The following is a 23,444-nucleotide window of genomic DNA, read 5'->3' as shown; positions in this document are numbered from 1 at the left end:
CATCTCTTCGCAGTTGCGAAATTATTGTGGGGCGAGGGGGTAAATCCGCGCGCCGCCGCCGGCGCCCAAGGCTTGCGCGACCCAGCCGCAGATGGCGGCAAGCGGGGCCTCCAGGTCCGGCCCGCCCACCAGCACCAGGGCGCAGCCGTTCATCTTCATCGGGTCGGCCAGGGGACGCATCCGCGTCTCCGCCACCACCATCGGCGCGGCGACCTCGTCCTCCAGGTCGCGCAGGAAGGCGTCCAGGGTCTCCAGGTCCTTGATCGGCAGCCAGACCAGCGCCTGGGCGGTGCGGTTACGCCGCCGGACGGCCGCCAGGGTCCGGACGATCCGGTCATAGTCGTCGGCCTGCTCGAACGGCGGGTCGATCAGCACCAGCACCCGGCCGGTCGGCGGGCATTCCTTCACCGCCGCGGCATAGCCGTCGACGCACAGTGTGCGCACGTTCGGCCGGCCCCGCAGGATCACCCGCAGCGCCTCGTGCTCGTCGGGCCGCAGTTCGCAGGCCACATAGCGATCGGCCGGCCGCAGCGCCTGGGCGATCAGCCACGGCGAGCCCGGATAGCTGCGGATGGCGCCGCCGCCGTTCACCGCCGACACCTGGCCGGTCAGGCGGGCCAACTCGGGCGGCGGATCCTTGGCCCGCATCAACTGGAGGATCCCCGCCTCCGCCTCGCCGGACTTGCGCGCCTCCGGCCCGCCCAGGTCGTACAGCCCGCGCCCGGCGTGGGTGTCGATGATGGTCAGCGGCGGGCCCTTGGCGGTCAGCTCGGCCAGCAGGCTGAGCAGGGCCGCGTGCTTCACCAGGTCTGCGAAGTTCCCGGCGTGGAAGGCGTGGCGATAGTTCAAGGCGTCCAGGGGCTTGGGGCTGCGGGCGGGAACCGGGGTCCGCATATCACGTTGCGGCCAAGCCGGTAGAGGGGCTCGGGAAATGGCCAGGGACATGAACGACGAGCCGGCCCCGGAAGGCCTGAGCTACGTCAGCGATCAGGACGCCGGGATCGTCCGCACCCCGGCCCGGAGCCACGGCTTCAACTACCATCGGGCCGACGGCTCGGCGGTCGCCGACGAAAAGACGCTGGACCGCATTCGCGCCCTGGCCATCCCGCCCGCCTGGACTGAGGTGTGGATCTGTCCCAACGCCAACGGCCATCTGCAGGCCACGGGCCGCGACCGGAAGCGGCGAAAGCAGTACCGCTACCACGCCCGCTGGAGCGCGGCGCGCTCGGGCGGCAAGTTCGATCGGCTGATCGCCTTCGGTCGCGCCCTTCCCCGGCTGCGCAAGCGGGTGGACCGGGACCTGGCCCGCCGCGGCCTGCCGCGCGAGAAGGTGCTGGCGGCGGTGATCCGGGTCATGGAGATGACCCTGATCCGCGTGGGCAACGAGGAATACGCGAAGCAGAACAAGAGCTTTGGCCTGACGACCTTGCGCAATCGCCACGCCAGGATCGGCGCCGCCAAGGCGATGTTCGAGTTCCGCGGCAAGAGCGGCAAGGTCCACGCCACCGGCTTCAGCGACCGTCGGCTGGCCCGCGTCGTCAAGGCCTGCCAGGACCTGCCCGGCCAGCGGCTGTTCCAGTACCTCGACGACGACGGCCAGCGCCGCGCCGTGGAGTCCGCTGACGTCAACGCCTACATCCGCGACGCCATCGGCGACGACTTCTCGGCCAAAGATTTCCGGACGTGGGCCGGCACCGTCGCCGCCGCCCGCGCCCTCACCTCGGCCGAATGCGCCGCCCTGCCCGACCCGAAGCGCAGCGTGAACACCTGCGTCAAGGCCGTGGCGGGCGTGCTGGGCAACACCGCCGCCGTGGCCCGCAGCGCCTATATCCATCCGGCCATGCTGGAGGCCTTCGCGCAAGGCCGCCTCGGCCTGACGGCCGCCCGAAGCGCGCGCGCCTTCGAACTGGCGGTCCTGCGGTTCCTCGAAGCTCAGCAATGAGTTTCCTGCACGCTCGCCGCCGGGCCTCGCCTCCGCTAGATTGAGCTCCGATAAGGCGCGGCCATGCTAAGCGCCCGCGCCGGCCATGACGGAGTAGGAATGGACGTCCAGGCCTATCTCGACCGCGTCGGGTTCAAGGGCGTCGCGCGTCCGGACCTGGCGACCCTGCGCGCCCTGCACCGGGGCCATTCGCTGAACATCTCCTACGAGAACATGGACGTCCAGCTGGGCCGCCCGACCACCCCCGACCCGGCCGCCGCCTTCAACAAGCTGGTCCACGGCCGGCGCGGCGGCTGGTGCTACGAGATGAACGGCGTGCTGGGCGCTGTCCTCGACGACATCGGCTTCAAGGTCACCCGGCTAGCCGGCGGCGTGATGCGCGCGGTGCGGGGCGACGACGCAGTGGGCAATCACCTGGTGCTGAAGGTCGTCCTGGACGGCGAACCCTGGATCGCCGACGTCGGCTTTGGCGACGGCTCGCGCGATCCGTTTCCGCTGCGCCAGGGTCCGATCCTCTCGGACGGCTATCTCTATGGCCTGGAGAAGATCGACGCCGACTGGTGGCGCTTGACCAACCATCCGGCCGGCGGCGCGCCCAACTTCGACTTCACCGAGCAGCCGGCCGACCCCGCCCGCCTGGCCGCCAAGTGCCAGGAGCTGCAGACCTCGCCGACTTCGATCTTCGTGATGACCGCCGTCGCCCAGCGGCACATGGGCGAGGAGATCCGCCTGCTGCGCGGCCGCGCCTTCCGCCGGCTGACGCCCGGCGGCAGGACGGACAGCCTGATCGACACCGCGCCGGATTTCGTGGCCCTGCTGAAGCGCGAGTTCGAACTCGACCTGCCGGAAGCCGCCGGCATCTGGGACCGCGTCTGCGAGCGCCACCAGGACCTGTTCCCACCGGACCCGGTCTAAGCCGCGCCCCTTCCTTTGCGGCTCGCGAGGAGGCCGCCGGCCAGGGCGGCGAGCAGGGCCAGCAGCATGGACACGGCGAAGGTCACGTTCGCCATGGCCGCTGCGCCCGCCATTGCCGCGCCGCTGCCCAGGTCGACCAGCCCATACGCCACCCCGACGGCCGCGGCGAACAGCAGGGCGTTCCGCTCGCGGCGCCGGCGGCCCAGCCACCAGCTCGCGGCGAACAGCAGCAGGACCCCGCCGGCCGGGCCGGACCAGGCCCCGATCCTGGGCGCGGCGGCCTGGTAGAAAGCCGGCGGATGGCCTGGAGCGACCAGCACCGCGTAGGCGGTGATGATGGCCGTGGTCGCCAGCAGGTTCAGGACCAGCACGGCGAGACCGACCCCCAGCGCCTTGGCGATGTCGATGGGTTTCATCCGGCCTCCATCGTGCGCTCAGCGGCGGTAGGTTACGCCCACCCGAAACGTCCGCGGCGCGGCGAAGCTCTCGACGCCGTCCGCCGTCTGCCCGACCTCGAGGTCCTTGTCGGCCAGGTTGTCGACCGCGACGTAGAGCTCGGTTTCGGGCCGGAAGCGCCAGGCGGCCTTGGCGTCCAGGTTGAGCCCGGCCGACAGGCGGCGGCTGTTGAGATCGTCGTCGAAGCGCAGGCTCTCATAGCGCAGGTCGCCCGACACGGTGATCGCGTCGGTGGGGTGGACGTCGAGCCCGCCGGTCACCGTCCAGCGCGGGGTCTGGGCCGGGCGCAGGCCGGTGAGCTGCGGGACCCTCGATCCGCCGTGGATCTCGGCGTGGGTATAGGCGAACGCCGCGCGCCAGCCGATCGTCGGGTTGATCGCCCCCGAGCTGTCGGCCTCCACGCCCCAGGCGTCGATCTGGCCGGCGTTCTGGCGCTGGCGCAGGGTGCCGCCGGCCGGCACGAAGCCGGCCAGCGGGAACGTGCCGGGACCGACCCCGATGGTGACGTTGGTGATCGGGTCGTTCAGCTGGTTGTAGAACAGCGTGGCGCCCCAATGGATCGCCCCGTCGCCGCCCATCCCGGCCTCGATCCCCTGCAGGGTCTCGGGCTTCAGGGTCGGGTTGGACTCGGTGATGTCGTTGCCGACCCGGAACGGCCGGTGCAGCTCATTGAGCGTCGGCGGCCGGAACCCGGCGTAGGCCGCGCTGCGCAGATAGACGCTGTCGCTCAGCGCATAGCGCACTCCGACCCGGCCGGTGGGCGTGGTGTCGGCGCGGTTGGCGAAGCTCTGGTTCAGGGTGATCGCCCCGGTGGCGGTGTCGCGCTCGCGCCGCACGGCGTCATAGGCCCGCGACCGGTCCAGCCGCACGCCGCCGGTGACGATCCAGGGCCCCTGGTCCAGGGCGGTCTCCAGATAGACCCCGGCCACCAGGGTCTTGCCGCCCGCCTCGCGGTCGCGGGTGAAGACGCCGCTCAGGAAGCGGAACCGCTCGTGGTCGGTCCCGTCGGCCAGCCGCACGTCCGTCCCGACCTCCCAGGCTATGTTGGCCGTCTTGCCCTGGACGGCGGCGTTGAGGCCGTAGCCGACGGCGGGCGTGCGGTATTCGTTGCTGGCCGGTGTGGTCGTGGCGCGGTTGGCGGCCACCGCCACGGAGCTGTTCTGGAGGTCGCTGCCGCGGATCCAGCCCTGCAGCCGCCAGCCGCCGACCCCCTGCGATGCCGGCTGCGCCAGGGTCAGCGTTGCCGAGGCGCCGGAGGCCTCCGAGCGCGCGCCGATCAGGCCCGCGCCCTGCCGCACCTGGAATCCGGCCAGCCGCACGGCGGCCTGCACGCCGTCGAAGTCGTGCTGCACCCGCATGGCCAGCGAGGCGTCGTCCAGCTTCAGCCGCTGGTCCACCGCGCCCTTTCGCGGGCCGCGGACCGCGTAGTAGCCTTCGGTCCCGGACCGCTCGGCCGTGACCAGCACGCCTGGCCCGCCGCCCACCGCCACCAGCCGGTAGCTGTCGCGCTCGCCCGCCGAGGCCGAGGCCGCGGCGAGGCCGTCGACCGTCCCGCGTTCCTGCAACGCCACCACGCCGGTCAGGGCGCCGGCGCCATAGGGGCCCGCCCCCGCGCCGCGCACGATGGTCGCACCGTCCAGCCCCTCGGCGGGCAGGGCGCTCCAGATCACCCAGCCGCCGAACGGATCGTTCTGCGGCGCGCCGTCCAGCGTCACCAGCGCCCGGCCGGCCCCGGAGGGCGCGATGGCCCGGAGCGACAGGCCCTGGGTGGTCGGGTTGGCCGCGCCCGAGCCTGTGCGGCGGAAGAGCGAGACCCCGGGCGCGTTTTTCAGCGCGTCGTCCAGGCGCGGCGCGGTCTGGAGGATTTCGGGGCCCAGTTGGATCGTGCTGAACGCCGCCTCCCCGCCGAGCGGCGCCAGGCGCGGGGGGTGGACGACCACGACTTCGACTTCGGGCGCTGGCGGCGGCGGCAAGGCGGGCATGACAGCTCGTAAATCTGGTATGGCGGCGCGCCAGATGGCGCCCTATGGGGCTAATGACACCCACGGGAGAGCGCAATGGCTAAGGTCGCAATCGTGACGGGGGCCGGTAGCGGGATCGGCCGGGCTGTGTCCCTGGCGCTACTGAAGGCCGGCTGGAGCGTCGCCCTGGCCGGCCGCCGCGCCGAGGCGCTGGACGCCACCGCCGCGATGGCCGAGGGCGGCGAGGCGCTCGCCCACGCCACCGACGTCGCCGACCCTGACAGCGTCGAGGCCCTGTTCGAAGCCGTGAAGACGTGGTTCGGGCGGCTGGACCTGCTGTTCAACAACGCCGGCACAGGCGCCCCGCCCGGACCGATCGAGGACCACTCCATCGCGCACTGGCGGCGCGTGGTCGACGTGAACCTGACCGGCGCCTTCCTCTGCACCCGCGCCGCCTTCCGGCTGATGAAGGCCCAGGACCCGCACGGCGGGCGGATCGTCAACAACGGCTCCATCTCGGCGCACACGCCCCGTCCCGGCTCGATCGCCTATACCGCCACCAAGCACGCGATCACCGGCCTGACCAAGTCCACGGCCCTGGACGGCCGGGCTTTCGACATCGCCTGCGGCCAGATCGACATCGGCAACGCCGCCACCGACATGACCCGCGCCATCGCCCGCGGCGCGCTCCAGGCCGACGGCTCGCTGAAGGCCGAGCCGACCATGGACGTCCAGGCCGTCGCCGACGCCGTGCTCTACATGGCCGGCCTGCCGCTCTCGGCCAATGTCCAGTTCATGACTGTGATGGCGACCCAGATGCCCTACATCGGCCGTGGGTGATCGGCGGCCGTCGCCAACATCCGGCGACGCGCGTTAGCTCGCGCCGAACGGAACCGGCGCCCGGGTCTCGACCTCGGGCTCGGCGAAGTTCGGCGTGCGCTTCTCCAGGCTGGCGCGGACGGCCTCCACCTGATTGGGCGAACCGATCAGCGCCGTCTGCTCGCGGCTCTCCTCCAGCAGGATCTCATGCTGGTCGCCCTCGACCATCAGGTTCAGCAGCCGCTTGCCGGCGCGGATGGCGTCGGGGTTCTTGCCGGCCACGTCGCGGGCGAAGGCCAGCGCCTCGGCCCGCGGGTCCTCGCAGACGCGGGTGGCCAGGCCCATCGCCAGGGCCTCCTGGCCTGAGAAGATGCGGCCCGAATAGGTCAGCTCGCGCGCCACGTCGTCGCGCACCAGGCCGCGCAGGAGCGCCATCCCGGCCATGTCGGGGATCAGGCCCCACTTGATCTCCAGCACCGACAGCCTGGCGTCGGCGGTCACGAACCGCAGGTCCGCGCTGAGCTGCAGCTGGTAGCCGCCGCCGAACGCCACGCCATGCACCGCGGCGATCACCGGCACCGGGATCTCCCGCCAGACCATCACCGCGTGCTGGGCCCGATTGGCGCCGCTCGCCGAGCGCTTCGGCGTCACCAGCCCGGCGCTGGCGCCCCGCTCGCCCGACGCCATGGCGGCGAAATTGGAGGTGTCCAGCCCGGCGCAGAACGCCCGGCCGTCGCCGGACAGCACCACGGCGCGCAGGCCCGGCTCGCTCTTCAGCCGCTCGCCGGTCTGGATCAGGGCCTCGAACATGGCGTTGTCGAGGGCGTTCATCTTGTCGGTCCGCACCAGGCGCACGTCAGCGACGCCACCCTGGATATCCACCGTGATCCGGTCGTTCATCGCTTAAGTCCTCCTAGCGTTGCGCTCTCAGGCAAAGTGGGTACCGGTTCGCCGCCCGGAGAGCGCATCCAAAAATGAGCCGCCAGGTCGCTGAGCGACCTAGCGGCGAGCCAGCACGTAGCCGGCGCGCGGGAAATGCACATGCACCACGTCCAGCTCGCCGCACTCGCGGGCCAGGGTGACGCGGTTTCGGGTCGCGGCCACCAGCACGCCCTCGACGGGATCGCGGCCGTAGTCGTCGGCCTGGACCACCACCGGGTCGCCCGCCGTCAGCCCGGACGGGTCGTTGGGATCGCCGGGACAGTCGTCGGACGGGGCGGAGTTGATCGCCACCTGCACCGCCTCGCCCGGCGTCATCTCGCTGCGCCGGCCGTGGCCGATGGCGCGCAGGCGGTCGCGCCAGGCCGCGGTGCGGTCGAAGCCGGCCAGCAGCCCCTCCGAGACCTTGGGGACCGCGCCGCCGGCCCACCATATGTTCATCCAGGCGGCCACGTCGGACAGCGACGGCGTCGCCCCGCCCAGGAAGTCGCCCGCGGCCAGGCCGTCCTCCAGCCAGGCGGCATAGGCCCGCCACTGGGCGCGCATGAACGGCGCGGCGGCCTTCATGGCGTTCACGTCGAACGGGCGGCCCGACAGCTTCTCGCGGTCGGCGATGAAGTCCTTGGGCACGGCGTCGCCCATCTCGGCGAAGATCACCGCCACGCTGGCCTGGAACCACAGCCGGTCGGCCCACAGGTTCACCGCCCAGTCGGCCCCGCGCACCACCGGCGGGTTGGGATAGCGCCGCTCCAGCTCGGCCAGGATCACTTGGCTGTCGCAATAGACGTCCGCCCCGATCTGCATCACCGGGATGCGCCGATAGCCGCCGGTCAGCGGGATCAGGTCGGGCTTGGGCATGATCACCGGCTGGATCACCGAGCGCCACGCCAACCCCTTGATCCCCAGCATCAGCCGCACCTTCTCGGAGAACGGCGAGGCGTCGTAGTGGTGGAGGATGATGTCGGCCATCTAGGACGTACTCCTCCTCTCCCCCCGCGAAGCGGAGAGGGAGAGGGCAGGGAGAGGGTCGGCGCAGGACTGCGCGGTAGCCGCTCCGGTTTGAACCAGGATCCTGAGCGGGCGGGCCCTCGCCCGACCGTCGTGGGAGACCGGTCGCCGAGCCGACCCTCTCCCTACCCTTTCCCTCTCGCTTCGCGGGGGAGAGGAGATTTGCCGGGCGCTAGACAACGACCACCCCATCGCCGGGCGGGTTGGCGTAGAGCGCCTTCACCAGGTCCACGCGGCGGTCCAGGGTCGCGCGCTGGTTCACATAGCCCTTGTCGGTGATCTCGCCGCCGTCGATCGAGGGCGGTTCGGTCAGCACGATGAACCGGGCGACCCGGCGCGACGAGCCGCCGGCGGTGCGGTTGAACTCGCCGATCCGCGCCTTCAATACCTCGGTCAGCTTGGCCAGCGGGTTGTCCCCCAGCGTTGGCAGCGCCGCCGGGGAGGGCCAGATCAGGGCGGCGGCGAACGGCTTGTCCTGGCCGGCGATCACCATGTCGAAGGCATAGGGCGTGCAGGCGGCGACCAGGTCGGGCCGAAGGGTCCCCACCGAGACCCAGGTGCCGGAGTCCAGCTTGAAGTCCTCGGTCACCCGGCCGTCGAACACGATCCCCAGCTCGGGGTGTTCGGGGTCAAGGAACCGGCAGGCGTCGCCCAGCTTGTAGTAGCCCTCCTCGTCGAAGGCGGCGGCGGTCTTCTCCGGGTCGTTGTGGTAGCCGGTGGTGACCGTCGGGCCCTTCACCCGTACCTCCAGCTTCGAGCCGTTCGGCACGAGCTTGAGCGTGATGCCGGGCAGCGGCAGGCCGATCAGCCCGACCAGTTCCGTGATCCAGTGGACCACGGTGATGCCCAGGGTCTCGGTCGCGCCGTACATGGTGGTCAGCGGGATGCGGAAGCCGGTCTCGGCGATCGCCAGGGCCTGCAGGCGGTCAGAGACGTCCGACGACAGGGTCGCCCCGCCATAGCCGCAGCTGCGCAGGTTCTTGAAGAAGCTGGCCCTGAGCGCGAGGTCGCGCTCCATCGCCTCCACTAGCATCCCGAACGCCACCGGCGCCGAGCCGAAGCCCATGGGCGAGATCTCGTAGAGGTTCTTGATCGTGGTCTCGAACTGGCCGGGAATCGGCTTGCCCTCGTCCAGGTGCAGCGTGCCGCCGCCCCACAGCACGGCGTTGAAGCCGATGGTGCCGGCCGAGATGTGGCTCCAGGGCATCCACTCCAGGCTCTGCGGGATGATGCCGGGGTCGGCGGGCTCGGTCCGCAGCCCCTCGCCGCCGGCGATCACGCCCGCGAACATGCCGTGGGTCTGCGGCACGCCCTTCGGCATGCCGGTCGAGCCGGAGGTGAACAGGTATTTGGCCACCGTCGAATGGTCGATGTTCGCCCGTACGACCTCGACCGCCGCGGTGGGCGCGGTGGCCGTCAGCTCCGCCAGCGGCGTGGTCCCCGCCCCCCCATCGACCGTCACGAAGGTGAGCGCGGGGTCCAGGGCCCGCAGCGTCGCGAACGCCCGCTCGAACTGCGCGCTGTGCTCGGCGAACACCACCTTGGGCCGGACCGTCGCGAAGGCGTGCTTGAGCTTGGCGTGGTCGGTGGAGATCAGGCTGTAGGCCGGGCTGATCGGCGCGATCGGCACGCCCACGGTGTAGCAGCCCAGCATGATCAGGCCGTGGTTCACCGAGTTGGCCGACAACACCATGACGCTGTCGGCGCCGGTCAGGCCGCGGTCCAGCAACCATTGGCCGATGCCGTCCGCCGCGCGCTTGGCCTCGCCATAGGTGACCCCGCCCCAGGGGCCGTGGCCTGGCGCGCGCTGCCGGATGTACGGCCGGTCGGGATGGGCCGCGGCGCGCTCGGCCAGCAGGTGGGCGATGGAGCGCGGGCCGGCGCCCGGCGCATGGTTGGAGCGGACGTAATAGGTCCCGTCCGCCGTCTTCTCGATGCTGACGTCGGGGGCCTTCTGCGGAAGGGCCTTGAACGGCGGCAGGGTCGCGGCGGGTCCGCTGGCGATGGCGGCGCCTTGGTCGTCGGCAGGGGTCATGGTCCGTCCTCCCAGGGTCGGCAGGCATTGTCGTTGTTGGCGCAAGCCTAAGCCAACCACACGGCCCTGCAACGGCGCCGCAACGGAAGGGACGCGTCAGCCGACTTCAACCGCAGAAAACGCGGTAACGACGCAGAACCTCGGCGCGCGCCCGTCCGCTTCTGCATTTTCTGCGGTTCAATGATGGGGCCTGTCGGCCCGTCCGGGGAGTCCGGGCGGTTCATGCCGGGCTTTGCCACTACGCCTCGTCCGGCGCGACGATCAATTTCGGCGACAGTTTACTCAATTGCATCCGGTGAGTCGCTGCGCGGCCGCAGCTAAGATAAAATTGAGTAAACTGTCAGCGTAATCCTGAAAAATCCTGAAATCGCTACGGCAGTGGGGCGGGGTGGGTCGCCAGCGGGACGCCCTCTATTCGCGCCAAGTTCTCTGAAACTGTTCCATGCAAGGCAAAAAAACTTCCGTCAGCCAGAACCATGGAGGTGTCGTCCGGGAAGATGCGGTTTGCGGGTTGAAGAGAGACGATATCCTTCACGTTGACGTGCAGCGTGTCACCATCAACTTTGGTAAAACTCACGAATACCTGCATCGGGTCGCTCACTTTCTGAACGTAAAGCTAGTGTTTTCCGTGGGACACTGCGCCTCATACAGGAAAGTTCGATCCTTTTCGAGCCTGTCACCTCAGAGGCGCCCATCTGGACTGCGTAGACCTATTTTGGGTGGACCTTGCCCACGGGTGGGGCCGGATGCGGCGCTTCCGGAACCCCCGCTATCTGCGAAAGGACGTCGTGGACCGGGGCTTGAAGTCTCATTTCCCCGCTCCCGAGCAGGAACAGAGTGGTAAAATTCTTGTCGACAGCCTGAACATACACGACGTGCTCCACGTTGACGTGGATCACGTCGCTGCTCGCACTTGTAACGGCTCTGAACGTTGGCATGTCGGGATCCTCTCGTTACGTGAGAAGCATGTGATAGGCGCAGCTTTGGCGCCAGTCCTGATCGCCGATTGCTGCAGGCGTTGCCGAAGGGGGATCCGGTGCGCTTGCGCCGGCGTGCCGGGCTCAGCCGAACGCCGGCGCGAAGCGGATGTTGTCGCGTTCCAGGCCTTTCAACACCACGTCGATGCCGCCGGACTTGATCATCCATTCCAGGCGGTGGTCGCGGTATTCGCGCTTGAACAGGCCCTGCTCCACCAGTTCGGCGACGTTCGGCATGCTGGCGCCGGCGTTCAGCTGGGCGATGTCGGCGACGCAGGCGGCGACCGACGGGCGGGCGTTGGCGCGGGCCAGCCAGGCCGCCAGCTTCGACCCCTCGGCCGGCGGATGGCCCTGGCCTACCGAGCCGTTCAGGTAGGGCACGACGGACAGGTCCCCCCAGCCGAAGGCCGCGCCGTTGAACCACTCGCGATCCCCCAGCTGCTTCTCCAGCCAGGCGAAGAAGCCCTCGGTCTGGGTCTTGGCGGCGGCGAACAACACGTCGGCCTGCGCGCCCTCGGCGCGGCGGAACCAGCGGATCTCCGACAGGCCCCAGTTGATGGCCTCGAAGTGGGTGTCCATCACCTCCTCCAGCATCCGCACGCGGGCGCGATCGGCGGCGTTGGCCGGGCGCATGGCCGGGTCCGGATAGGCGTCGTCCAGATATTCCAGGATGATGGTGCTGTCGAACACCCGGACGTCGCCGTCGACCAGGGCCGGCACCTCGGCGCGCGGGCTGGCCTCGACGAACTCGCCCGCCGCGCCGCCGGCCCCCAGCCCGCCGGGCATGGCGGTCTCATAGGCCAGGCCCTTCTCGCGCAGCGCGATCTTGACCTTCTGGGCGTAGGGCGAGAGCGGGTGGTCGTAGAGCGTGATCATGACGACAGCGGCTCCGAGAGATCGTGTTTCTGGGCCAGTTTGGCGGCGAGGAAGGCGGGCCGGGACTTCAGCCGCGCCCAATAGGCCTGGATGGCCGGGGTGAACCGCCCGCTCAGCTTCAGCTGCTCGGCGAGCAAGAGGGCATAACCCACGGAAATATCGGCCGCCGTGAACCGTCCAAGACAGAGGTAGTCGTCCTCGGCCAGGGCGCGGTCGACGTGGCGCAGGCGGCTCATGAACCACTTGGCGTAGTCGTCGGCCACATGCTCGGCGCGGCCGGGCTCCAGCTGGCGATAGCGCAGCACCAGGGTTTGCGGAAACGTCAGCGTCGCCTCCCCGAAGTGCAGCCAGTTCAGCCAGGCGCCATAGGTCGGGTGGTCGGGCTGGATCACCAGGTCGTTCGGTGCGTGGCGGGTCGCCAGGTACTGCACGATGGCCGCGCTCTCGGTCATGAACGTCGCGCCGTCCTGCATCGCCGGAATGGTGCCGAGCGGATTGATCTCCAGATACGCCGGCTGCCGCACCCGCGGCGGGAACGGCATCAGGTGCAGCTTATACGGCAGCCCCAGTTCCTCCAGCGCCCACAGGACGCGGAACGAGCGGGCGTCGGGACAGTGCCACAGCTCGATCATGCTCATCCCCCCCGCTTGGCGTAGTTGGGCTTCCGCTTCTCCAGGAACGCCTGGACGCCCTCCTGGAAGTCGCCGTCCGAGCTGGCCAGGATCTGGTTACGGTCCTCCATGGCGATGGTCGCCTCCAGCCCCTGGGCGTCGATGGCGTGGTTCAGCGCCTCCTTGGTCAGGCGCAGGCCCAGCGGCGTGGCGTGCAGCATGTCGTCGACGAAGCCGCGGGCCTCCGCCTCCATCTGCTCGCGCTCGATCACCCGGCTGACGAGGCCCAGCTGGTAGGCCCGCTCGGCGGTGATGAACCGGCCGGTCAGCATGTATTCGGCGGCCACCGACGACCCCACCATCCGCGGCAGGAAATAGCTGACCCCGATGTCGCAGGCCGACAGGCCGATGCGGATGAAGGCGGCGTTCATGCGCACATCCGGCGTCGCCAGCCGCACGTCGCTGGCCAGGGCCAGGGCGAACCCGCCGCCCGCCGCCGGCCCGGTCACGCAGGCGATGATCGGCTGCGGACAGCGCCGCATGGCGATGACGATCTCGCTGATCTCCCGCTGGCGGGTGAGCCCGGCCCCGATGCCGCGCGGCGCCTGCGGATCGCCCCGCTCCTTCAGGTCCAGCCCGGCGCAGAACGCCTTGCCGGCCCCCTGCAGCACCACCACGCGCACGTCGCGCCGCCAGTACAGCCCGACGAAGAATTCCCTGAGTTCGGTGACCAGGTTGCGCGACAGCGCGTTCAGCCGGTCGGGCCGGTTCATGGTCGCCCAGACCACCTCGCCCTCCTGGCGCAGTTCCAGATCGGCCATGTTCAGAGCCCCTTCAGCCAGTCGAGCAGAATCGCGGTCACCTCGGCCGGCCGTTCCTGCTGCGTCCAGTGCCCGCAGCCCGGCAGGACGTGGACGCTGCGCAGGTCGGTGACGTGGCCGCGCATCATCGCCGCCGGGTCCGGAATGCGGCCGAAGCCGTTGAACGCCGGGTCGCGGTCGCCGCCGATCAGCGCGGTCGGCATGGTCAGCTTGCGGTCCTTGAACTGTTGCAGCCATTCGAAGTCGCGCTCGTGGTTGCGATAGCGGCTGATCGGTCCCCGGAAGCCGGAGCCCTCGAACTCGCCGACGTAGTAGTCGAGGTCCGCGGGCGACAGCCACGCCGGGAACTGACCGGGGTCAATCATGCCTTCCAGCATGGTCGCGCCGTGCGCCTTCTGCGGCCAACTTCCCTCTGGCGCCTCCCCGGCGATGCCGAAGTAGAACTTGCGCAGGAAGTCGCGAACGTCCTTCTCGGCCTCCGCCTCGGGCGGCCCCACCTCCTGGAACCAGGCCTGGTAGAAGAAGTGGCCCTTGTCCGTGAACAGCTCTTTGAAGATGTCCGTGAACGCCCGCTGCGGCACGCCGCTGAACGGCACCGACAGGCCGGCGACGGCGCGGATGCGGTCGGGGCGGCTGAGCGCGGTGTTCCAGACGATGGGTGCGCCCCAGTCGTGGCCGATGAGGATGGCCTGTTGGCCCGGCGCCAGCGCCTCGGCGACGCCGAGCACATCGCCGGTCAGTTCCTGCATCGAATAGGCCTCGATGGGCCGCGGCTTGTCCGACCCGCCATAGCCGCGAACGTCGAGGGCGGCGACCTGGAAGCCGGCCTGCGCGACAGGCCCGATCTGGTGGCGCCAGGAGTACCAGCTCTCGGGGAAGCCGTGGACCATGATCACCAGCGGACCCTCGCCCTCGACGGCGGCGCGCAGCTTCACATGGCCGGCGTCGATGGTCCGGAAGTCCGGCATGGGTCTCCTCGTCTGGTTTTGCTGCATCTTCGCCCCGGGCGACCTCCTGGCAAGACTGACCCGGCGTCACCGTTGACCTTGCCGCCCCACGCGCGAACGATGACGCCCAAGGGAGGAGCGCCCATGGTCTCGTTGACCGAGAAGAGCGCCGGCTTCGAGCACGTCGTCTGCGGGCTCCAGGACCATGTCGCGACCATCACCCTGGACCGGCCGCAGCGGCGCAATGCGCTGAACTACCGCGCCTATGACGAGCTGGAGCAGGCGTTCCGCGCCGCCACCGCCGACCCGGACGTGCGCTGCGTGATCGTCACCGGCGCCGACCCGGCCTTCTGCTCCGGCGACGACGTGGGCGAGATCATGGCCGGGCCGAAGCCGGCCTCGCGGGCGCCCATGCCGGTGACCTTCCAGGCGACCCCGGCGGCCATCGCGGCTCTGGAGTGCGACAAGCCGGTGATCGCCGCCATCAACGGCGCGGCGGTCGGCTGGGGCATGGAGCTGGCCCTGTTCGCCGACATCCGCATCGCCTCGGAGAAGGCCAGGTTCGGCGAGCTGTTCGTCAAGCGCGGCCTGGTCTGCGACGTGGGCGGCTTCTATCGCCTGCCGGCCATCGTCGGCCCGGCCAAGGCCGCCGAGCTGCTGTTCACCGGCGACATCATCGACGCCGCCGAGGCGCTGCGGATCGGCCTGGTCACCCAGGTCGCGGCGCACGAAGACCTGATGCCCCAGACCCGGGCGCTCGCCGCCCGCATCGCCGCCAACCCGCCGCTCGCCGTGCGCCACCTGAAGGCGGGCCTCAGCCGCTATGCCTATGGCGACCCGCGCGAGATCGGGGCCTGGGCGATCGAGAAGATCCGGCTGCTGATGCAGACAGCCGACCACAAGGAGGGCGTCGCCAGCTTCCTCGAGAAGCGCGCGCCCGTGTTCGAAGGACGCTGACCCCATGACCGACTCCGGCAAGGCCAACGGGCGCTCCGTCGCCGGCTCCACCGTCCTGATCACCGGCGCCGCCAGCGGCATGGGCCGGGCCACCGCCGAGGTCTTCGCCGCCGAGGGCGCCCACGTGGCCGTCACCGACATCGCCGCCGAGAGCGTCCGCGAGGTGGCCGATGACCTCACCCACCGCGGCTACTCGGCCGAGGCCTGGACCCTGGACATCGGCGACCCCGCCGCCATCGAGCTGACGGTCGCCGCGGTGGCCAAGCGGTTCGGCGGCATCGACATCCTGGTCAACAACGCCGGGATCTCGGCCTTCGCTCCCATCGACTCCGACAGCTACGAGGCCGTCTGGGGCCGCGCCTTCAACATCCTGATCACTGCCCAGCAGCGGCTGATCCGCGCCGCCCTGCCCCACCTGCGCAAGTCCGCCGCGCCGCGCATCGTCAACATTGCCTCCACCGAAGCGTTGGGCGCCACCAGCCGCGACAGCCCCTATGCCGCCGCCAAGGCCGCGGTCACCGGGCTCACCCGGGCGCTGGCCGTTGAGCTCGGGCCTGAGGGGATCACCGTCAACTGCATCTGCCCGGGCCCGATCCTCACCGGCATGACCGAGGCCATCCCCGACGCCGACAAGGCGACCTACGCGCGGCGCCGCACGGCGCTCCGCCGCTACGGCCGCCCCGAGGAAGTCGCCCACATGACGCTCAGCCTTTGCCTTCCGGCGGCCTCGTTCATCACCGGGACCACGATCCCCGTCGACGGCGGCCTGATGGCGCGCAACGCCTGAGGCGACGAAAGCGCGCGTCAGTCCTGGCGCGGCGTTCCCGGAATATGCGGCAGGCGCCAGCGCTTGGATTTCGCCGGCGTTGCGGTTGGCGCGACAGCGGCCGCCGCCGTGGCTGGCGCGGCGGTCTCCGTATTGGCCGCCGTCATCTGCAGACCCATGTCGCGGTCGCAGCGGTCATCGCGCTTCGCCATCTCGAACACGGTGGCGATCACCACCGGGCTGAGGCCGGGCTTGGCGGTCGAGACGAAGGCCGCATAGGCGCGGCGGCCCGGCAGGTTGCAGAAGGTTTCCCGCGAGGCCAGGCCCGCCGGCTCCCAGGCGGTGCGCGCCGGGCTGAAGATCTCCGGCCGCCGCTTTAGCGCCACCAGCACCGCGTCGCGGATCACCACCGGCTCGCCCGCCGTGACGGTGACCGTGCAACTCACCGGGTCCTTGCCGCGGCGGATGGTGACGTCGTCGCCGTCGATATCCTCGACCGGCGCGCCATTGATGACCGCCGACAGGCAGGCCGAGGTGGCGGAGCGCGCCTCCTGCACCGGGTCGGCGCGCGACGCGGCGGCGGGGACGATCAGCAGGAGGGCCAGGGCCAGGATGCGCATGGGCCTCCGTTCGCGCAGCATCGCGGCGGGGATGTGGCGGCGTCTCCGCATGCGCCAGCGCCCCCTCCACCCCTTCGGGGTCCCCCTCCCCCGCAAGCGGGTGAGGAACCTGGCTGGGACGATCGGCATAAGTTCCTCACCCGTGACAGCGGTGGAGGGGGACCGCGAAGCGGTGGAGGGGGCGCTGGGACCGCGCACTCACCCCGTGTTCCGCAGCCCCGACGCCACCCCCGCCACCGTCAGCTGGATGGCCAGCTTCAGTTGCGGGTCGTCGTCGCCGGCGCGGCGGCGGGAGAGCAGTTCCACCTGCAGGTGGTTCAGCGGGTCCACCACCTCGGCGGCCAGCGCCACCGACTCGGCCATCTTCGGATGGTTGTCGAGCAGGGTCGTCCCGCCGCGGATCGCCAGCACCAGCTCGCAGGCCTGGGCGTGCTCGGCCCGGATGCGCTCGAAGATCGACCGGCTTGCGGGGTTCGGACAGAGTGCGGCGTACTTGGCGGCGATGCCCATGTCCGACTGCGCCAGCGCCACCTCCATGTTGGAGACCAGGGTCGAGAATACCTGGTCCTCGGTCAGGGTCTTCAGGTCCTGCGCCGACAACCCGGCCTTGGCCGCGCCGCCCGCGAACCCGTACCAGGCCGGCAGCATGACGCGGGCCTGCGACCAGCTGAACACCCAGGGGATCGCCCGCAGGTCCTCGATCCGCCGGCTGGCGGTGCGCGAGGCCGGGCGGCTGCCGATGTTCAGGCCGACGATCTCGGCGATCGGGGTGGCCGCCCAGAAGAAGTCCTCGAAGCCCGGATTGTCATAGACCAGCTCGCGGTAGGCGGCGAAGGAGGCCTGGCTCAGGGTCTCCAGCATATCGGCGCAGCCGTCGACGCAGGGGTTCTCGTCCGGCCGCGCGCTGGCCATCAGGGTGGCGGCGGCCAGGCTCTCCAGGCTGCGCACCGCGGTGGGCCGGTCGCCGAACCGCCGCGAGATCATCTCCCCCTGCTCGGTCGTGCGGATGCGTCCCTTCACCGTGCCGGGCGGCTGGGCCATCACCGCCTGGGCCGCCGGCCCGCCGCCGCGCCCCACCGAGCCGCCGCGGCCGTGGAAGTACCACAGGTCGACACCCTGCCCGCGCGCCTGGGCCGCCAGGGTCGCCGCCGCCTTGGCCACATTGTGCCGTGAGGCGACGTAGCCGCCGTCCTTGTTGCTGTCCGAATAGCCCAGCATCACCTCGCGCCACGTCGCCTCGCCGAACAGGGCGGGCGGCAGCGGCAGGGCCAGCCATTGGCGCAGCAGCTCCGGCCCGTGCTCCAGGTCGCCGATGGTCTCCAGCAGCGGCGTGATCCGCACGGCGCTGCGCCCGTTGTCGCCGCCCCTCACCAGCCCCGCCTGCTTCAGCAGCACCAGCGGCTCCAGCACGTCCGACAGGCTGGCGGTTTTCGAGATGATGTAGGCGCCGAGCGCCTTCTCGCCGTAGAGGCGCACCACCTCGGCGGCGGCGTCCAGGGCGCCCAGCTCGCGGGTGGTCTCCTCGCTGTAGTCCAGGAACGGCGAGCGCAGCGGCCGGTCGTGGCTCAGTTCCTTGCTCAGCACCCGCACCCGCTCGGCCTCGTCGGACCCGAGGTAGTCGATCGCCACCCCGGCCCGCACATAGAGCTCGTGGATCATCCGCTCGTGCACGTCGGCGTTCTGGCGCAGGTCCAGCGACAGCAGGTGGAAGCCACACGCCTTGGCCACCGCGATCAGGGTGCGCAGCCGCGCGCCGATCACCCGCTCGCCCAGGTGCTGGCGGATCGACTGGCGGACGGTCTCCAGGTCGGCGACGAAGGCCGCGGCGCTGGCATAGGGCGTGGTGCCGCCCCAGGCGCCGCCGGCCAGCTTGTCGGCCGTGGCCGCCAGCCGGTCCCAGATCTCCTGCAACGCGTCGCGATAGGGCTCGTCCTGGCGATGCGCCGACGGTGTCGGCGTCGCGTCGGCCAGCGCCATCACGCCGGGGCTGACCGGGGACAGCTCCTCGGTCACCGCCATGTCGAACCACAGGGCGCGGACCTCGTCGGAATAGTGGTTGAGGATCAGCCGGGCCTGCGAGCGCAGCGCCAGCTTCAGGGTCTCGCCGCTGACGCCGGGGTGGCCGTCGCGGTCGCCGCCAAGCCAGGAGCCTAGGGTCAGCGGCGTCGCCGTCTCGAACTGCTCGCTCCAGCCGTCATAGATCTCCGACAGCGCCGGCAGGATCGAGCGGCGGACGATGGCCAGCGTGTTGCGGATCTCGTCTGCGGGGGTGATCCGCTCGGGCCGGTGCATCCGCGCCTTCCAGAGCAGGCACATGGCGCGGAACAGGTTCTCGTTGACCCGCTTCGCCTCGCCGGGCGTCAGGTCGGGGTCGGCGCGGCGCGCCATCAGTTCGGCGATCTCGGCCTCGCGCTCCACCACCGCGCGGCGGCGGACCTCGGTGGGATGCGCCGTCAGCACCGGCGAGACGGCCATGCGCGGCACGATCCGGGCGGCGGCCTTGGCGCCCACCCGCTCGGCCGCCTGCGCCAGGGTGGCCGGCAGGTCGCCCGGCCCGGCCTCAGCGGCCAGGCGGCGGCCGGCGACGTCCTCGCCCAAATTCAGCAGCATGCAGGCGCAGGTGAAGGCCCGCGCCAGATAGACCGCTTGGTCGGTCCGCAGCCCGTGGAACAGCGCCTCCAGCGCCTCCTCGTCGTCGGCCTGGGCCACGCCCTGGGCGCGCTTGACCAGCGCCGCGGCGTCGTCGCCGTCCAGATAGCGGATCACGTCCTCGAGCAGGCTCTCCAGATAGTGGACGGCCGCGCCGGCGCCGGGGAGGATCTCGGGCGCGACCTTCATGTCCATCATCGGCGGGCTCCTCCGGCGGGTCCGGCCATCATACCGCAAGCCCAGGGCGCGTCAGCCGGCATCGCGCGATGCAACGCCCGCCTTCGGCCCGGCGCCCGTGGCGCAGGCGGACGGTGGTGAGGCTGGCTAATCGGGCCGCGGTGGGCTCGGGATGTAGGTCTTGTGGCAGCCGTTGCAGGCATCGTAGAGCTGCCCGCCGATCTCGAAGGCCTTGGGCGCGTCCTTCGCCTTGGCCGCGACCTCGCCGGCCTTGGCGGTGTCGACCATCAGCTGGGCGAAGGTGTTCCAGGGGCCGGGGCGCGAATGGTCAAGCAGTGCCTTGCCCTTCGCCTGCATGACCTGGGCGCCCTTCACGGCCTCGGCCCAGCGGATCCTGGCGTCGGCCTTGGTCTCGTCGTCCGGCGGGTCGTTGCCGCCGGCCCAGAACGCCAGCGCGCCGGGGTTCACGGCGGTCGCCATGATCGCCTGCACCGGCGGGTCATGGTTCACCACCTGCGCCAGGGCGCCGCCCGAGGCCAGCGCCAGGGCCGCGGCAAGGATCAGGCGCATAGGGACTCTCCGGTTCGACCCAACCTAGGTCGATCCCCCACCGCCGTCATGGTCTGGATATACGCCCGGGTCGAGATGTCGTTTCCGGCCTCTACGCAGCGTCCGGCACGGCGTCGAAGACCTCGAGGCCAGGGGGTCGTTCGCGGGTAGCATCGCCCTTCAGGCGGCCCAGCAGATAGGTCACGGCCAGAACCATGTCCCGGCTGCTGTAAGGTTTGGGCAGGGAGCCGATCGCCGCGGTCCGGGACATCCTGGCCCGGCTCCCCTGGCCGCTGATGAAGAGCACCGGGATCCCCATGCTTTTCAGCTCCCGGGCGAGCTCGATGCCGTCGTCGCGGCCGTGCAGCTGGATGTTCACCAGCGCGAGATCGGGCTTGCGGCCCAGCGCGGCGTCGAGCGCCTCCTGCGGGCGGCTGGTCAGGTCCATGACCCGATAGCCCGCGTCTTCCAGCTCGTCCCTGAGCGCCATCGCGGGAAGGATCTCATCCTCGACGATCAGCAGGGTGACGCCGGCGCCGGGCAGGGTCTCACGATCCATGGCTACGCTCCACTTTCAGCGGCGACGGTCATTCAGCTGGCCTGGGCCACGGGATGTCCGGCGGCCGAATTCGCGGCGACGCCGCCCGCGTCGTCGTCGACCAGCGCGATCCGGGTGCGGTCGATGGTGACGCGCGTGCCGGGGTGCGCGGGGGCGATTTCAAGGGTCGCCGACAGCTGTTTCACCAGGGCCCGCACGATGCTGGTCCCAAGGCCGACCTGCACCAGGGCAGGGTCGCTAGGCATGCCCACGCCATTGTCCGCGACCGTCAAGGTCCAGTTTGGCCCCTGGAACTTGCAGTCCACGGCGATCTTGCCGGGCCGACGGTCCGGAAAGGCGTACTTCAGGGCGTTGATCACCAGTTCGGTGACGATCAGGCCCAGGCTGACCGACACCCGGGCCTCGACGACGCCCCGCGCGCCCGTGACGACCAGGGAGATATGCTCGCTGTCGGCGATCATCGAGGCGGCCAAGTTACTGCAAAGGTTGGTGAAATAGGCGCTCAGCTCGACATGCGCCTCGCCGGATCCGGCGAGCTGGCGCTCCAGGGCGGCCACCGACATCACCCGGTTGTGCGCGTCGTTCAGGTGGCTTCTAGTCTCGTCCGGGTCTGTCTTGCGGGCATTCTGCAGCAGGACGCTGGCGATGATCTGCAGGCTGTTGGCGACCCGGTGGCGGACCTCCTGCAGCAGGATCAGGTTGTGGCGAAGCGCCTCGTCCTTCGCCGCTTCGCTAGCGCGCGCGTCCGTCACGTCGGTCACGGCCACCAGCAGCCGCTGGTTGTCGGCATCCAGATAGACCAGCCGCTGGGCGTGGACGACCAGGCGCCGCGTCGGCCGCCCTGGCCGCTTCAGGTCCATCTCATAGGCCTCGATCTTTGCCGCGCCGGCCAGGGTGGCGTCTAGCAGCGACCGAAGCTGCGGCAAGTTCCATTCCCCGGCGCCAAGGCTGGACAGCGAGACGCCCGGCGTGCCCAGGACGTCGATCTCGAAGGCCTCGGCGGACGAGGCGCTGGCGGCGACGATCCGCAGGTCCCCGTCCAGCAGCAGCAGCGGCCCCGGCGACGAGGCGACGATCGCCAGGGTCAGGCTGAGCGCGGCTTCCTCCGAATAGGTCGGGGTCTGGGCAGCCACGGCTCGCCCTTCACAAAACTGGAGGCTCGCAAGGCGAAAGCCGTACCCAGGCAGATTATAAGGAGTTGCGCCCGAGCATGGGTTGGCGCTCGGCGTATAGAACGCAAGCAACGGTCAGTTGTTGCATAGCCCTTAAACTCCCTCGGCGTCGCCGAACATCAGAGTCCCCGGATGGTCTTGATCAGTTGCACCGTGTCGCGCACCCGCGCCTCGATCCCGGCGTAGTCGCCGGCGTCCAGCAGGACCTTGGTGATCAGGTTCGAGCCCATGCCGCAGGCCACGATCCCGGCCTCGAACCACGGCCTGAGCGAGGCCTCGGTGACATCGACGCCGCCGGTCGGCATGATCTTGCTCCACGGCATCGGCCCCAGCACCGCCTTGACGAACTCCGGCCCGCCCACCGCGCCGCCGGGGAACAGCTTGACGATCTCGCAGCCCAGTTCCTGGGCCTGGCTGATCTCGCTCGCCGTGCCGCAGCCCGGCGAATAGGCGATCATCCGGCGGTTGCAGACTCTGGCCACGTCGGCGTTCAGGATCGGCCCGACCACGAAACTGGCCCCGTTGGCGATGAACAGCCCCGCGGTCGGCGCATCGACCACCGAGCCCACGCCCATGATCACGCTGGGGTCCGCCTTGGCGAAGTGCCGGGTCACCTCCAGGAACGCCTGGCTCGCGAAGTCGCCGCGGTTGGTGAACTCGATGCACTTGGCCCCGCCGTCGGCGCAGGCCTGGATCGCCTTCACGCAGACCTCGGGGTCGGGGTGGTAGAACACCGGGATCACGCCCTGGTCCATCATGGCGGTCAGCACGGTCAGGCGGTCACGGGCCACGGCGGTCTCCTGGGGTGCGCCGCCGTCCACGGGGACGCTGGCGCCGTGCATGTAATCCGCCACGCGGCCGGCAAGGAAGACCGCAGCGCCGCGAAATCGCGGGCGATTCCGGACTCGTCCCAAACCGCCCAACGTCCCAAACGCTCGACACGCTCAACTACGCAACGGTCCCTATTAAGGGAGGGAAACGGCCACTTTCGCCAGGCCCCACTTGGGCGGCGGGGCGACGTAGGTACGGAAGGCATCGATCACCTCGGGCGTGGTGTCGGCGTAGATCAGCATGTCGACGTAGGGCTGGGCGATGAAGCCGTTGTCGGCCATCTGCTGGATGGTGGCGCGCATCAGGTCGTAGTAGCCGCCGACATTGACGAAGCCGCACGGCTTGGCGTGAAAGCCCAGCAGGGCCCAGGTCCACTGCTCGAAGATCTCCTCGAACGTCCCCGGGCCGCCCGGCAGGCACAGGAACCCGTCGGCCAGCTCGGCCATGGCCCATTTGCGCTCATGCATCGAATTGACCACGCGCAGCTCGGTCAGGCCCCGGTGGGCGATTTCCTGGTTGACCAGGTCGACCGGCATGACCCCCGTCACCTTGCCCCGCGCCGCCAGGGCCGCGTCGGCGACGGCCCCCATCAGGCCCACCCGGCCGCCGCCATAGACCAGGGTCAGCCCCGCCTGCGCGATCAGCGTCCCGCAGCGGACAGCCTCGTCCATGAACCTGGGATCGGTCCCGGGCGAGGAGCCGCAAAAGACGCAGATGCTCTTCAAAGGGGCGCCCCGGACAACGCTGTTGCGAAACGGTCGCTCCCTTAGGCTGATTGCACGCGCCTGTCACGGGCGCTGGCCTTGCTCGAAATCCCTCGCTACAAATTCGTTCACGGCTCTTCAGCAAGATTAGCC

The 23,444-nt window shown here is 70.4% G+C and carries 23 protein-coding genes; 5 read left to right on the top strand and 18 right to left on the bottom strand.

Annotated elements, in window-relative coordinates; genetic code table 11:
* Positions 1–21: 21 nt before the first annotated feature.
* Positions 22–894, bottom strand: coding sequence for a 23S rRNA (adenine(2030)-N(6))-methyltransferase RlmJ (gene rlmJ, locus Q0R13_RS12295; protein WP_366852863.1), 873 nt, complete (start codon positions 892–894; stop codon positions 22–24).
* 49 nt (positions 895–943) lie between these two features.
* Here rlmJ and Q0R13_RS12290 point away from each other — a divergent pair, with 49 nt between their 5' ends.
* Positions 944–1,942 carry a DNA topoisomerase IB gene (locus tag Q0R13_RS12290; RefSeq protein WP_293904273.1) on the top strand — a complete coding sequence of 333 codons (999 nt, stop codon included), beginning with the start codon at positions 944–946 and terminating at the stop codon, positions 1,940–1,942.
* A 99-nt stretch (positions 1,943–2,041) separates the two neighbouring features.
* Entirely contained in the window at positions 2,042–2,857 is an 816-nt protein-coding gene (locus Q0R13_RS12285; protein ID WP_293904271.1) for an arylamine N-acetyltransferase, read from the top strand.
* On the opposite strand, the gene Q0R13_RS12280 is transcribed toward Q0R13_RS12285, so the two are convergent.
* Complete coding sequence (locus Q0R13_RS12280; RefSeq protein ID WP_293904269.1) at positions 2,854–3,273, bottom strand: hypothetical protein; 420 nt, start codon at positions 3,271–3,273, stop codon at positions 2,854–2,856. The genes Q0R13_RS12285 and Q0R13_RS12280 overlap by 4 nt on opposite strands.
* Before the next feature lie 18 nt (positions 3,274–3,291).
* Positions 3,292–5,295, bottom strand: coding sequence for a TonB-dependent receptor (locus tag Q0R13_RS12275; protein WP_293904267.1), 2,004 nt, complete (start codon positions 5,293–5,295; stop codon positions 3,292–3,294).
* Positions 5,296–5,370: 75 nt separating this feature from the next.
* On the opposite strand from Q0R13_RS12275, the gene Q0R13_RS12270 reads away from it, so the two are divergent.
* Entirely contained in the window at positions 5,371–6,114 is a 744-nt protein-coding gene (locus tag Q0R13_RS12270) for an SDR family oxidoreductase (RefSeq protein WP_293904265.1), read from the top strand.
* A 33-nt stretch (positions 6,115–6,147) separates the two neighbouring features.
* Here Q0R13_RS12270 and Q0R13_RS12265 read toward each other — a convergent pair whose 3' ends face one another.
* The 8 genes from Q0R13_RS12265 to Q0R13_RS12230 all read right to left on the bottom strand — a co-directional run bounded on the left by Q0R13_RS12265 (position 6,148) and on the right by Q0R13_RS12230 (position 14,328).
* On the bottom strand, positions 6,148–6,993 hold the full coding sequence (locus Q0R13_RS12265; protein WP_293904263.1) for a crotonase/enoyl-CoA hydratase family protein: 846 nt from the start codon (positions 6,991–6,993) through the stop codon (positions 6,148–6,150).
* Between the two features lie 99 nt (positions 6,994–7,092).
* Complete coding sequence (locus Q0R13_RS12260; RefSeq protein ID WP_293904261.1) at positions 7,093–8,001, bottom strand: glutathione S-transferase family protein; 909 nt, start codon at positions 7,999–8,001, stop codon at positions 7,093–7,095.
* 211 nt (positions 8,002–8,212) lie between these two features.
* Entirely contained in the window at positions 8,213–10,075 is a 1,863-nt protein-coding gene (locus Q0R13_RS12255; RefSeq protein WP_293904259.1) for an AMP-binding protein, read from the bottom strand.
* A gap of 370 nt (positions 10,076–10,445) precedes the next feature.
* On the bottom strand, positions 10,446–10,664 hold the full coding sequence (locus Q0R13_RS12250; protein ID WP_293904257.1) for a hypothetical protein: 219 nt from the start codon (positions 10,662–10,664) through the stop codon (positions 10,446–10,448).
* Positions 10,665–11,136: 472 nt separating this feature from the next.
* Positions 11,137–11,928 carry a glutathione S-transferase family protein gene (locus Q0R13_RS12245; protein WP_293904255.1) on the bottom strand — a complete coding sequence of 264 codons (792 nt, stop codon included), beginning with the start codon at positions 11,926–11,928 and terminating at the stop codon, positions 11,137–11,139.
* Entirely contained in the window at positions 11,925–12,566 is a 642-nt protein-coding gene (locus tag Q0R13_RS12240; protein ID WP_293904253.1) for a glutathione S-transferase family protein, read from the bottom strand. The genes Q0R13_RS12245 and Q0R13_RS12240 overlap by 4 nt, the downstream gene beginning before the upstream one ends.
* Positions 12,563–13,360: an enoyl-CoA hydratase/isomerase family protein gene (locus Q0R13_RS12235; RefSeq protein ID WP_293904251.1), complete on the bottom strand. Its 798-nt coding sequence runs from the start codon at positions 13,358–13,360 to the stop codon at positions 12,563–12,565. The genes Q0R13_RS12240 and Q0R13_RS12235 overlap by 4 nt, the downstream gene beginning before the upstream one ends.
* Before the next feature lie 2 nt (positions 13,361–13,362).
* The gene (locus tag Q0R13_RS12230) at positions 13,363–14,328 is read right to left on the bottom strand and encodes an alpha/beta hydrolase (RefSeq protein WP_293904249.1); all 966 of its coding nucleotides are present in this window, start codon (positions 14,326–14,328) and stop codon (positions 13,363–13,365) included.
* A 123-nt stretch (positions 14,329–14,451) separates the two neighbouring features.
* Here Q0R13_RS12230 and Q0R13_RS12225 point away from each other — a divergent pair, with 123 nt between their 5' ends.
* The gene (locus Q0R13_RS12225) at positions 14,452–15,264 is read left to right on the top strand and encodes an enoyl-CoA hydratase-related protein (protein WP_293904247.1); all 813 of its coding nucleotides are present in this window, start codon (positions 14,452–14,454) and stop codon (positions 15,262–15,264) included.
* Positions 15,265–15,268: 4 nt separating this feature from the next.
* Positions 15,269–16,051, top strand: coding sequence for an SDR family oxidoreductase (locus Q0R13_RS12220; RefSeq protein ID WP_293904245.1), 783 nt, complete (start codon positions 15,269–15,271; stop codon positions 16,049–16,051).
* Between the two features lie 17 nt (positions 16,052–16,068).
* Here the strand turns inward: Q0R13_RS12220 and Q0R13_RS12215 are convergent, their stop codons facing one another.
* From Q0R13_RS12215 to Q0R13_RS12185, 7 genes are all read right to left on the bottom strand, one after another.
* A complete protein-coding gene (locus tag Q0R13_RS12215; RefSeq protein WP_293904243.1) occupies positions 16,069–16,701 on the bottom strand; it encodes a hypothetical protein in 633 nt (210 codons plus the stop codon).
* Positions 16,702–16,848: 147 nt separating this feature from the next.
* Entirely contained in the window at positions 16,849–19,497 is a 2,649-nt protein-coding gene (ppc, locus tag Q0R13_RS12210) for a phosphoenolpyruvate carboxylase (protein WP_293904241.1), read from the bottom strand.
* Positions 19,498–19,623: 126 nt separating this feature from the next.
* Positions 19,624–20,046, bottom strand: a complete 423-nt coding sequence (locus tag Q0R13_RS12205; protein ID WP_293904239.1) for a hypothetical protein — start codon at positions 20,044–20,046, stop codon at positions 19,624–19,626.
* A 91-nt stretch (positions 20,047–20,137) separates the two neighbouring features.
* On the bottom strand, positions 20,138–20,584 hold the full coding sequence (locus tag Q0R13_RS12200; RefSeq protein ID WP_293904237.1) for a response regulator: 447 nt from the start codon (positions 20,582–20,584) through the stop codon (positions 20,138–20,140).
* A 32-nt stretch (positions 20,585–20,616) separates the two neighbouring features.
* Complete coding sequence (locus Q0R13_RS12195; RefSeq protein ID WP_293904235.1) at positions 20,617–21,717, bottom strand: sensor histidine kinase; 1,101 nt, start codon at positions 21,715–21,717, stop codon at positions 20,617–20,619.
* Between the two features lie 158 nt (positions 21,718–21,875).
* Positions 21,876–22,547, bottom strand: coding sequence for a bifunctional 4-hydroxy-2-oxoglutarate aldolase/2-dehydro-3-deoxy-phosphogluconate aldolase (locus tag Q0R13_RS12190; protein ID WP_293904353.1), 672 nt, complete (start codon positions 22,545–22,547; stop codon positions 21,876–21,878).
* Positions 22,548–22,721: 174 nt separating this feature from the next.
* Positions 22,722–23,312, bottom strand: a complete 591-nt coding sequence (locus Q0R13_RS12185) for a TIGR00730 family Rossman fold protein (RefSeq protein ID WP_293904233.1) — start codon at positions 23,310–23,312, stop codon at positions 22,722–22,724.
* Between the last annotated feature and the right edge of the window lie 132 nt (positions 23,313–23,444).

Origin of the sequence: Phenylobacterium sp. (assembly GCF_025351295.1) — a bacterium.
Lineage (GTDB): Bacteria > Pseudomonadota > Alphaproteobacteria > Caulobacterales > Caulobacteraceae > Phenylobacterium.
The sequence above is the reverse complement of the archived record's forward strand: the minus strand, read 5'-3'. Positions and strand labels throughout refer to the sequence as shown.